Consider the following 10,468-nt stretch of genomic DNA (forward strand, 5'->3'; position numbering starts at 1 on the left):
AACGAACGAAGGCAATCTATGTTCCCCTCCGCAGGCGGTCAAGAGCCGCGGAGGTGTTCCACTGCCGGTTGGCCGGACCTCAGGTCGCGGTGCAGGAGACGGTGGCTCCGCTGCCGCTTCCGGCGCCCTGGAATCCGAAACTGGCCGTCTGCCCCGCGGCCAGCCGCCCGTTGTACTGCTCGTTGGCCATGGTGAGCGTGCCGGTCGTGCCGGTGCTGACGGCATTCCAAACCGAGGTGACCGACGTCCCGCCCCGCAGTGCGACGGTGACACGCCAGCCGTTGATCGCGGCGCTTCCGGCAGTGACGACCACGCCCGCGACGAATCCGCCGTTCCACTGGCTCTGCACGGTGTAGGCCGCGGAGCAGCCGGGGGTGGCGGAGGGCGAACTGGAGGGCGAGGGGGACGGCGTGACGGGCGGGGTGCCGCCGTCGAGGGTGAGGTTCTTCTGCTGGACCTGCCACTGGCCGCGGCACAGGCCGCAGTCGGGGCCGACGAACTGCGCGCCGGTGCTGGTATCGCCCTTGAGCCGCCATTTCAGGTAGAGCACCGCGACCCGGCCGAACTCGCCGCCGTCGGTCTGATCGTAGGTGCCGCCGTGTCCGACGTTCAGGTTGCCCATGAAGGCGGGCAGCCCGGCCGGCAGCTTGCCCCAGTCGTCGAGGGCGTTCGGGTAGGCGATGTCACTGGGGCCGCCGATGAAATAGGCGATCGGCTTGGTCAGCCTCCGGAGCTGGTAGTCGTCGGCATCGTTGAGCAATCCGCTGCTGAAGATGGCGGTCGTGGTGATCCGCGGGTCGTTCGAAACGGCGTAGGCCTCCAGACCTCCACAGGAGAAGCCCGCGACAGCGACGTGGGCGGTGTCCAGCCTGCCGTAGTACTTGCTGCCCGCCCGGGAGTTCTCGGCGAACGCCCAGTCGATGGACTGAGTCAGCATCTGGGACGTGGTGGACCCGGACCCGTTCGGCGCTCCGTTGGCGATGACGAGGAAGCCGTGGGAGGAGATCTCGCGGAGGAAGTTGATCTGGGCGGTGCCGTTGGCCGCGCACGCGCCGTTGCCCCACACCAGGATAGGTAGGCGTTCCAGCGGCAGGGCCTGAGGCCGGTAGATGGTGTGGTCGGGCAGGCCGGCGGAGGTTTCGTAGTCGGCGGGATACGGACCGGAACCGCCGACCGCGGCATCGGCCGGTGTCGCGCCGGCCGCCATCAAGCCGATGGTGGCCGCGACGACGACAGCGGCCAGACCCGCGCCGATCTTCGGCATTCTTCTCATTCGTCCTCCCATGGATGGCGATGATCCGGCCAGGCCTGGCGCGCCGGCCCGGACGCATCGGCGGACCTCAGGGGGTGGATGAGGCGCCGGGGGCCGGCGCCGGATCAGAATTCGGCCGAGGCAGTTGTCCCCCGCCGGCCCGGCGCGTCCGGTCGGCCACCGAATGCGCCGGGCCGGCACCCCACCGATCTTGGATCAGGGATCCGTTCGCCGCCGGTCGCGAACGTCAGTGGCGCCGCCTACCGCTGCAGGGTGAGAAGGCCCGGTCGCCACGGCAGCTGGTCGTAGGCGCCGCCGGCGCTGGGATTCTTGCCCTGGTAGAGCAGCTGCAGGTTGCAGGGGTCGACGGTCATGGTCTGGTCCGGATTGGTGCGCACAAGATCGCCATGGCTGATGTCGTTCGTCCAGGTGGCACCGCTGTTGACCTTGCCCGCGAAGGGGTTGCTCTCACTGGCGGCCTGCGGGGTCCATGACCCGCTCAGGCTGCTGGCCGTGAACGAACGGAAGTAGCGGCCCTGGCTTCCGATCGCCTCGACGATCATGAGGTATTGGTTCTGGCCCTGGACCTTGTAGACCTGGACCGCCTCGAACAGGTTGTTCGTCGAGTCGCTCATGATCGTGGTGTAGGAGGAGCCGAAGTTACCCGGGAAGTTCCCGAGCGGCATGCTCGCCCGGTATATCTTGCCGTTGTCGCCGGCGAAGAACAGGTACATGTTCTGCCCGTCAGCGATCAAGGTCTGGTCGATCGGACCCGTGCTGGATCCGGAGATGCTGCCGGTGAACAGCGGCTGGGGCGCGGACCACCCGTTGGGGTTGGTCGGGTCGCTGGACGTCCGGTAGATGAAGGGCCACGCGCCCCACTGATAGGCCAGTACCCAGATGTTCTTCGGCGCGAAGTAGAAGAGCGTGGGCGCCACGGCAGCCTGACTCATCCCGTTCTGGCCGGCCGAGGCCATGTCGGACCAGTCGGTGAACAGACTGAAGTTCATCGAGCCGTAGGACGACCCGGAGACGTTCGACGCGTAGACCAGGTGCTTGCCGTTGTGGACGACGGTGGTGAAGTCCTTCAGAGAGACCCACCCCGACCTGGGGTCGGCCAGGGAGCCGGTCGACGTCCAGCGGTAGCTCGACGGAAGCGTGCACGAACCCCCCGGGGTCGAAGGCGAGGCGGACGGCGACGACGGAGGCGGGCCGGAAGGCGAGGTGGGCCCGGTCCCCCCGGTGCAGGTCACTCCGTTCAGAGCGAAACTGGCCGGAGCCGGGTTGCTGCCGGTCCACGAGCCGTTGAAACCGAATGACACCGTGCCGTTGGTGGCGACCGAGCCGTTGTAGCCGACGTTTCGCGCGGTCACCACCGAGCCGCTCTGCGCCACCGATGCGTTCCACGCCTGTGTCACCGTCTGCCCGGCGCTGTAGGACCACGTCAGCGTCCAGCCGGACAACGGATCACCCAGGTTGGTGATCGACACGTTGGCGCCGAACCCGCCCTGCCACTGCGACGACACGGAGTAGTTCACCGAGCAACCGGCGGCTGCGGCATCCGCGGGCAGAGCCACGACGGCCGCCGTCGACGCGAGCAGAGCGACGCCGGCCGCCATGAAACCGGCATGGACCGATCTGGATTTCGCCATGGTTCCCTCCGAGGGATGACAACTGGGCCGGTCGCCGGAGCGTGAGGCGGTGCCGCGGATGCCGCCGCACCGCCTCACATGACCGGCTCAGTTCAGGCTGAATCGCTGGTTGGCCTGTCCGTTGCAGTCATAGATCTGGATCTGCTGGCCGTTACCGGTGCCCCACACGTCCAGGCAGCGTCCGGATTGCACACCGGTGATGGTTCCGTTGGAGTTGACGTTCCACTGCTGGTTGGCCTGCCCGTTGCAGCTGTAGATCTGCACGGCCGAGCCGTTGCCGGAACCGGCGGCGTCCAGACACCTCGTGCCGTAGACGGTCAGCTGCCTGCTCGACGTGAGCGTCCAAGCCTGGTTGGACTGGCCGTTGCAGTCGTAGAGCTGAACCCGCGTGCCGTTGTTCTGCGATGCGCTCGGCACGTCGACACACCTGCCGGACTGGGCGCCGACGATCCGGTTCCCGGTGCCCGGCGTGGCCGACGACGACGGGCCAGGCGAGGACGGGGTCGGACCAGCGGCGTTGAGGGCGTTGAGCACCGAGGTGTACGCGGCCTTCTTGTTGCCGTTGCCGTCGAACAGCAACGGGTTCTCGCTGGCACGCCAGGAGTCGCTGTCGCGCACGCCCCACACAGTGATGCCGATGCAGCGCGGCACGTTGAGGCAGGCCTGGGTCAGCCCGGCGTACTGGCTGGTCGAGGCGTTGGTGACATCAACCTCGGTCAGGAGCACGTCGACACCCAACGCCGCGAAGCTCGACAGGGTGGTCTGGAAGTTGCCCGGCAGCGAACTGCCACCGGTGAAGTGGGTCTGCAGGCCCACGCAATCGATCGGCACGCCGCGAGACTTGAAGTCCCGGATCATGTTGTAAACGCCCTGCGTCTTGCCGTACGACCAGTTTTCGATGTTGTAGTCGTTGTAGCAGAGCTTGGTCGAGGGATCGGCGGCGCGCGCGGTGCGGAAGGCCACCTCGATCCAGTCGTTGCCGGTGCCCTGCAGGTTGGACTGGCGGCGGCTGCCGTCCTCGTTGAAGGCCTCGTTGACGACGTCCCAGGAGTGCAGCTTGCCGCGGTAGTGGGCCATCACACCGTTGATGTGGTCGATCATCGCCTGGCGCAGGGTGCTGCCGCGCATGCTCTGCATCCAGCCCGGCTGTTGTGCGTGCCAGGCGAGGGTGTGACCGCGGACCGGAATGCCGCGCTGGGTCGCCCAGTTGTAGATCTGGTCACCGGCGCTGAAGTTGAATTGGCCCCGGTTGGGCTGCGTGGCGTCCGGCTTCATCTCGTTCTCGGCCGTCACCATGTTGAACTCGCGCGCTGCGATCGTGCTGTAGGTCGAGTTGCTGAGCCGACCGGCGGCGATCGCCGTGCCGAAGTAGCGACCCGACTGCGCGGCCGCGGCGCCCAGCGTGCTCGCCGCGGCGTTGGCGTCCGGCATCACCATCAAGGCGCTGAACGCCCCGACGGCGGCGACGGTACCGGCGATGAGCAGGCGAGCCGGCAACGATCGCCATCGTGGGGAGCCGGCGGATTGGACTGGGGATTCGGTTGCCACGGGAACTTCCCTTCTCGACTCGGCGGCCGGCCGCCGAACACCACGCACATGGCGAAACCGCAACCGCGATGCGTGGGAAGGAAAGCCGGTGAGGTGCACAAGCCGGTGCAGAACGATGTACTTCAATGCAGTTTGCATGCTGGCACGGCGACACAGTTGAGGCAAGTGCTTCCGGAAATGTTCCGGAAATATCGGCGAACAGATCGCTCTGCGAACTCAAGCGGACCCTCGTTCTGAGCAGGCTTTTTCCATCTGGCCACTACGGATGACGGTTGGCCTGACTCATTCTTTTCCGCCTGAGGAACTGCACACCACGGCAGGAAGCCGAAACTATCGGATCAAAGGTCCGACTTTTACGGGTTACCCATTGAACGATAGGAATACTGTGGAGAAACTGTTATGCCGGTCGCTCACAGAAGGTCGGCCCACACTTCAGCGCGCTTGACTATCAATCTTGGCGCGGGTGCGTCTGATCGAATTGACGAATGGGCGCCACGCGACTACGGGTCTTTTGGTACTTGCGTGGGTTCGGAAAGTTCCGGGCGGTTTGGGCCTGGTTTTGTCGATCAACGACGACGAGTTCGTGCTCGCCCCAGACGACGTACTGGAGTTCGGTGTGCCGATGATGGTGCGGCGAAGGGACGGACTCCGCTTCCTGCACTCGTTCGTGGAGCCGTTGCTCGACGCGGACAGCGGACCTGGCAGCACCCATGTCGTCCCCGTCGCAGCAGGCCGGATCGCCTGGTACAGCGACCGTTGTCACCAGCGGCCGGTCCTGGACGACCGAGCACTACGGCAACTATCTGGCACATCATCGACCGCGACGGCCGGCCGGTGATCGACCTGGCGATCCCACCCGGAAGCCGGCTAGTGCGTTGACCATGAACGTTCACCGGGGTCTGAGTGGTCAGATGCGGGACCTCGACGCGCTGCGCCGACGGCCGTTACGACTTCTGGGCTGATGCTCGATCCCGGCGGATGGCCGATCGGTCGCGCCAGATCTAGCATGATCTCCATGAGCGACGTCAACGCCGGTGAGCTACCCGAGCTGACGTTCACGCTCCCGACCATCCCGGCCTCTGCCGGAGCTCTGGTACGTGGCCGCAAGGGCCGATTGCTCATCTTGAAGCCGACGTACAAGGGCGGCTGGACGATCCCGGGTGGGATTGTCGAGATCGGCGAGTCACCCTGGGATGCGTGTCGCCGCGAAACCAAGGAGGAGTGCGGCCTCGACGTCACCACGGGGCGGCTCGCGTGCGTGGACTTCCTCCGCCCACGGCCTGGCCGTCCGGGTGGTATGCGCTTCCTTTTCGACTGCGGCGTCTTCGACGACGCTGTCTTGGACACGGTGGTCATCCAGCCGATCGAGATCGCCGAAAGCCGGATCCTGCCGATCGACACGGCGCTGTCCTTGCTCAGCGGACCGGTCCGACGTCGGGTACGCGCCGCCTGGAAGACAAAACGGGTGCGCTATCTGGAGGACGGCCGCCCTGTGCAGGGCATCAGCCCTTAGTCAGTGTTTGAGAGTGGTGTCGCACGGCGTGTCTGGAGCCCGAGCCCGGCGGACTCGATGAGTAGAGCGTTGAGCGAGAGCGGAAGCATCCGCGCCGTGCGATCGTGGACGCGATCTTGTGCGTGGTGCGCACGCCATACGCCTCGATCGCTGTGTCGGCGAACTTCACCACATGCTCGTCGCCGTGCTCCCCCGGCCAGTTGTAGCGCGTCCTCCTTGGTCAGCGTGAACGCTCGCCGGACGTTTCCGTCGGCATGGTGCGGCGCTGGTAGATGGTGAGCAGGGTGCTGTCGCCGTACACCGTCGCTTCGCTGAGCGTCCACGCGGTCTTGTCCGGCGTCTGTGCCCAGAGCCGGCGGCCGTGGCCGAGGATGAGCGGTGAGGCCATCAGGTGGATCTCATCGATGAGGTCGAGGGCGAGCAGGCTCTGGGCGAGTTGGATGCTTCCGGCCACGGAGATCTCGCCGTCGATCTCTTGCTTGAGTCGGGTCACGTCCTGTGCCAGGTCGCCGCTCAACACGGTCGTGCCTGCCCACTTCGGGTCGGTGAGCGTGCGGGAGACGACGTATTTGGGCATGGTGTTGTACTTGTCGGCAAGCTCGCCCTCGTACTGGGGCCACGCTGCGGCGAAGCCCTCGTAGGTCCTGCGGCCTAGCAGTAGCGCCGCGGCCTGGAGCGATTCGGCCTCTTTGTACCGTTCGCCGTCGGGTCCGCGGTCGAACTCGAAGGTCCAGTTCGGGTACTTGAAGTCCTCCCCGCCGGGTGCTTCCACGACGCCGTCGATGGAGATGAACTCGGTGAGCACGATCTTCCCCATGTCAGTTCTCCTTGATGAATGCGCGCAGCGCGGCGGCCAGCACGTCGGCGGTGGTCGAGTGCTCCTCGCCGGGTACCGGCGCGAGCGTGGAGGTGGGCAGGTGCGCGGCGATGGCGCGGGAGCCTGCGGCCAGGGCCGGCCAGGTATCGATCCCGTACATCACCAGGACCGGGATGTCGATGTGCTTCCACAGCTCCGGGCGCAGCGGCTTGCCGGAGAGGGTGTCGCCGACCTGACGGGCGTCGTAGGCGATCGTGGGGGCAATGGCCTCGAGTCCGGCCCAGAAGTCCTGCTCACGCATCCCGGCGACTGCCTCTTCGGGCAGCATGACTGCGGCGGTCATGAACAGGGCGACCGCATCGCCCGGCCGGCCGTCGGCGATGGCCGCGTCGAGGCGCTCGACGTAGTCGTCGGGCAGCGGAGGGCGGCCGTCGTCGACGGCCGCGTTCGGCTCGAACAGTGCGAGACGCGCGATCGGCACGCCGCCCTGGGCGGCGTTGAGCGCGAGATTGGCGCCGGAGGACCAGCCGAACACGGTCGCCGGGCGCCCCTGGCCGGCCTGCTCGATGATCGCCTCAAGGTCCTCGAACTCGCGCTCGACGGCGTAGGGCGGGGTGTCGCTGCTCCCGCCGCGACCGCGCCGGTCGTAGTTGATGACCAGGAACTCGTCGGCGAGCAGTTCCGCCGTCTCCTGGTTCAACGGGTTCGTGGCGCGATAGGCGGTCGCGCCGTCGATGATGACGATCGGGTCGCCGGCGCCCCACGCCGTGTAGGCGATGGTACTGCCGTCGGCAGAGGTGACGGTGCCTTCTGGCATTGGAGTGGCCTTTCATCGTGTCCGCGGTGACGGTCACCGCTTGCACACGACGCTATGAGCCGGCCGGATTCTCGGGCTTGTACAGAAGCGACAACGGATCGGCAGTGGGATCTGGCTGCCGCAGTTGCGTGGCGGTTCGGCCGATGAACCGTTGCAGGGAGCGGGCCAGGTGCGGCTGGTCGTAGTAGCCGAGCCGGTGCACGACATCCAGGGCGGGGACCCCCGCCCCGATCAGCACCGCAGCCTCCCGCGCCCGTTCGATCTGGCGGATCGCGCCCTGGGTGAGTCCGGTGGCCGCGGCCACGCGGCGTTGCAGTGTCCGCGACCCGACCCGTGCGGCGCCGCCCCACACCACCTCGCCCACGAGCGGGTCACGGACCAGAACGCCGGCGCGCACGAGCTTCTCCACGAGCAACTCCGCGTCGTCGAAGCCGGGGATCTCCCACTCCTCGTCGCGCAGGAGGAACGTACGTTCGGTCACGTGCGGAATGCCACGGCCGCCGTCGACGAGCGCGCCGATCGGGAGATGTGGCATCGAGGTGCCGTGCGCGAAGGTGATCCCGAATGACTCCGAGTCGCCCACCGTCTCGGCATTCGACGCTGTCGTCTCCGGTCCGCGCACGGCGGCGTGCATGACACCTTGTTGCTCCCAGAAGACCAGTTCCCAGGTCGACGTGGCGATCGAGGTCATCTGCTCCACCCCGGAGGTGCGCCCGCGCCAGACCCGCGCCACGAAGGGCGAGTCCGACCCGCGATGGTCACTCTCGATCGGCATGGTCCACCCCCTGACGACCACGGTGCGCATGTGGTCAAGACCATCTTCACGCGAACCGTACGCCTTTGCCCAGGCTGCGACGACGGGCGGCGAGCATGGCCTGGTAGCCGTCGTGGTCGGTGCCGAACCGGTCCGTGCCGAGGACGCGTTCGCGCTGGTCGATTACCTTGATGGTCGCGGAACGCTTGTGCGGATCCACTCCGATGATGACCTGAGCCATATGGCTGCCTCTCCGTCGAGCTGACGATGTGTCGACGGTGGGCTTCGCGCAGTCGTCATTTTCTCCGGCGACACAAATGTCGGAACGAAATAGCTACGAGTGGCGCACCGAGTACCAGGGTGCCGAGGGCATTCTCCTGAATCGTGAAACGCAAGAGCGGAAAGTGTCTCACCAACAGGAATGACAGCCGGGCCAATGGCGCCGAGCTGCTGCAGTACACCTGCAATGACAAGACCAAACAGCTCTGGACCCGGCACACCATGTAGGCCGCCGGGGAGCTCGAGGGAGTCTCACCCCCGGGTTCCCGGCGATGGGCGGGCCGGCCTCGAAGAGGCATGCCAGTCGGCGATGTTGCCTGAGTCAGCCGATGGCGTCAGCCCCGGCTGATGCCTGGATCACTGCAGGTCCGCCTCGGGGGCCCGCCTGCAGTCGACGAAGTTGGTCTTGCGCTCCCACGGCAATCGTATACGATTGCATCGAGGTTCGTCGGGGTGTCCACTGCGGTGGGGGCCGGCTGTCCTTGTCTTGGTGCGCGGCTGTTCAACAACGGGCCGTGGTCGCCCGAACCGGCAATCTCATGCTTTATTTCGTACACGCTGGGCGCTGAGCTCAATCCAGAAATCTGGAGGTTGGTTAGTGGAACGGGGCAAGTGGGCAAAGCGCGTAGGCGCCATGCTGGCCGCTTCATCGGCGATGGTTTTCATGACGTCGGGCCCGGCACTCGCCGTCGATGACAGCATGAATATCGCGTCGCTGTACGATGGTTGCGCTAGGACTGATTTCATCGACTACGGCACCTATGCAAACGGTGCTTCGCGCGATGACTTCTTCACCATTCGCGATCTGTGCGCCGACGGGTACAGCGCCTTTGCGATCGTGAAGGTAAATGGGCAGACCAAGGCCGAGGTCCGCAACTCGGACGGTGCCGGCAGCAAGGTGTACTTCGACATCCTCGATAACCTGGTGGGCGGCCAGAATCTCGAAATCTACGCCTGCCTCAAGAACGGCGCAAATGGGAATGCCTTCTATTGCGACCGCAACTACCAGTTCCCCCTCGCGGACGGCTGACGGTAGGAGCACATAAGTCCGCCACGGGACTACCTCGGGGGCGTCGGACCGTTCCGGCGCCCCCGAGTCATGACCAACAGAAGCTGAACGGCAGCAAGGTCATCGAGCCTTCTCATCCTGCGCGGCGGGTTCAGGGTGACGGTGTGCCTGGGCCCGGCGGGCGCGTTGGGGCCGCGACGGCGCTGGTGGTCGCGCGGCAGCGGCGGGACGGCGTAGCCGGGGTCGGGAGGTGTAGCCCGTACCGGGAAAAGGTTTTGATCTAGGCCAGGAGTGCTTCGCGCATCTCCTTGCCGGGGTTGAGGCCGCCGACCGGGCGCGTGCCGGTGTTGTTGCGGCGCATCAGTTCGCGGACCGGCGTGGGCAGCGGCGGCGGGTTGCCCATCGTGGAGCGCAGGTCGCGGGCTGTGGCGATTAGACAGGTGGCGACGGTTGCGGCGTCGACACAGCGGCCACTGCAGGTGGGTGCCGGGGGCCTGCCAGAGCGGGCGGTAGTTGGTGCGGTCGATCGCCAGGCGCAGGTTGGCGGCCTGCAGGTGCAGCTGGGCGTAGGCGGAGTCGGCGAACTTGCGCAGGATGATCGCGGCGACGGCTAGGTGTGCTGTCCTCGTCGGCCAGCTGGCGGGCGACCGCTTCGGTCTGGTCGGCGAACGGGGCCGGCAGGTGGGCGCCGTAGTTCTGGCTTAAAGCTCCTAACACGATCTCTTAGCGGGTCCAGTTGATCAGTCGGCGCCAGCAGATTAGGACGCAGGCAAGGCTGACAAAGCCGTCGTGGATGTCGAGGCGGCGTTCCCAGCGCACGGCAAGCC

12 protein-coding genes are annotated in these 10,468 nt (G+C 66.5%); 4 read left to right on the top strand and 8 right to left on the bottom strand.

Going from position 1 to position 10,468, the window contains the following annotated elements; genetic code table 11:
• Positions 1–79 precede the first annotated feature (79 nt).
• From I4J89_RS42180 to I4J89_RS42190, 3 genes are all read right to left on the bottom strand, one after another.
• Positions 80–1,273 carry a cellulose binding domain-containing protein gene (locus I4J89_RS42180; protein ID WP_196419828.1) on the bottom strand — a complete coding sequence of 398 codons (1,194 nt, stop codon included), beginning with the start codon at positions 1,271–1,273 and terminating at the stop codon, positions 80–82.
• Between the two features lie 239 nt (positions 1,274–1,512).
• The gene (locus tag I4J89_RS42185) at positions 1,513–2,904 is read right to left on the bottom strand and encodes a non-reducing end alpha-L-arabinofuranosidase family hydrolase (RefSeq protein WP_196419829.1); all 1,392 of its coding nucleotides are present in this window, start codon (positions 2,902–2,904) and stop codon (positions 1,513–1,515) included.
• Positions 2,905–2,991: 87 nt separating this feature from the next.
• Positions 2,992–4,401 carry an endo-1,4-beta-xylanase gene (locus I4J89_RS42190; protein ID WP_304519558.1) on the bottom strand — a complete coding sequence of 470 codons (1,410 nt, stop codon included), beginning with the start codon at positions 4,399–4,401 and terminating at the stop codon, positions 2,992–2,994.
• A 514-nt stretch (positions 4,402–4,915) separates the two neighbouring features.
• On the opposite strand from I4J89_RS42190, the gene I4J89_RS42195 reads away from it, so the two are divergent.
• Together I4J89_RS42195 and I4J89_RS42200 are read left to right on the top strand one after the other, a co-directional pair.
• Positions 4,916–5,290: a hypothetical protein gene (locus I4J89_RS42195; protein WP_196419831.1), complete on the top strand. Its 375-nt coding sequence runs from the start codon at positions 4,916–4,918 to the stop codon at positions 5,288–5,290.
• A 177-nt stretch (positions 5,291–5,467) separates the two neighbouring features.
• Complete coding sequence (locus tag I4J89_RS42200) at positions 5,468–5,965, top strand: NUDIX domain-containing protein (protein WP_196419832.1); 498 nt, start codon at positions 5,468–5,470, stop codon at positions 5,963–5,965.
• Positions 5,966–6,185: 220 nt separating this feature from the next.
• On the opposite strand, the gene I4J89_RS42205 is transcribed toward I4J89_RS42200, so the two are convergent.
• Genes I4J89_RS42205 through I4J89_RS42220 form a run of 4 tightly spaced genes read right to left on the bottom strand, consistent with a single transcriptional unit; the run spans position 6,186 to position 8,594 of the window.
• On the bottom strand, positions 6,186–6,782 hold the full coding sequence (locus I4J89_RS42205; protein WP_196419833.1) for a dihydrofolate reductase family protein: 597 nt from the start codon (positions 6,780–6,782) through the stop codon (positions 6,186–6,188).
• 1 nt (position 6,783) lies between these two features.
• Positions 6,784–7,599, bottom strand: a complete 816-nt coding sequence (locus tag I4J89_RS42210; protein WP_196419834.1) for an alpha/beta fold hydrolase — start codon at positions 7,597–7,599, stop codon at positions 6,784–6,786.
• Between the two features lie 52 nt (positions 7,600–7,651).
• Positions 7,652–8,374 (bottom strand): AraC family transcriptional regulator, encoded by a 723-nt coding sequence (locus I4J89_RS42215; protein ID WP_196419835.1) that lies wholly within the window; start codon positions 8,372–8,374, stop codon positions 7,652–7,654.
• Between the two features lie 46 nt (positions 8,375–8,420).
• Positions 8,421–8,594: a hypothetical protein gene (locus I4J89_RS42220; protein WP_196419836.1), complete on the bottom strand. Its 174-nt coding sequence runs from the start codon at positions 8,592–8,594 to the stop codon at positions 8,421–8,423.
• 143 nt (positions 8,595–8,737) lie between these two features.
• On the opposite strand from I4J89_RS42220, the gene I4J89_RS52110 reads away from it, so the two are divergent.
• Positions 8,738–8,860, top strand: a complete 123-nt coding sequence (locus I4J89_RS52110) for an RICIN domain-containing protein (RefSeq protein WP_196419837.1) — start codon at positions 8,738–8,740, stop codon at positions 8,858–8,860.
• Between the two features lie 370 nt (positions 8,861–9,230).
• The gene (locus I4J89_RS42230) at positions 9,231–9,662 is read left to right on the top strand and encodes a hypothetical protein (RefSeq protein WP_196419838.1); all 432 of its coding nucleotides are present in this window, start codon (positions 9,231–9,233) and stop codon (positions 9,660–9,662) included.
• A gap of 259 nt (positions 9,663–9,921) precedes the next feature.
• On the opposite strand, the gene I4J89_RS51155 is transcribed toward I4J89_RS42230, so the two are convergent.
• Positions 9,922–10,044, bottom strand: a complete 123-nt coding sequence (locus tag I4J89_RS51155; RefSeq protein WP_255521961.1) for a hypothetical protein — start codon at positions 10,042–10,044, stop codon at positions 9,922–9,924.
• Positions 10,045–10,468 lie beyond the last annotated feature (424 nt).

This window comes from Actinoplanes aureus (assembly GCF_015704865.1).
GTDB lineage: Bacteria > Actinomycetota > Actinomycetes > Mycobacteriales > Micromonosporaceae > Actinoplanes > Actinoplanes aureus.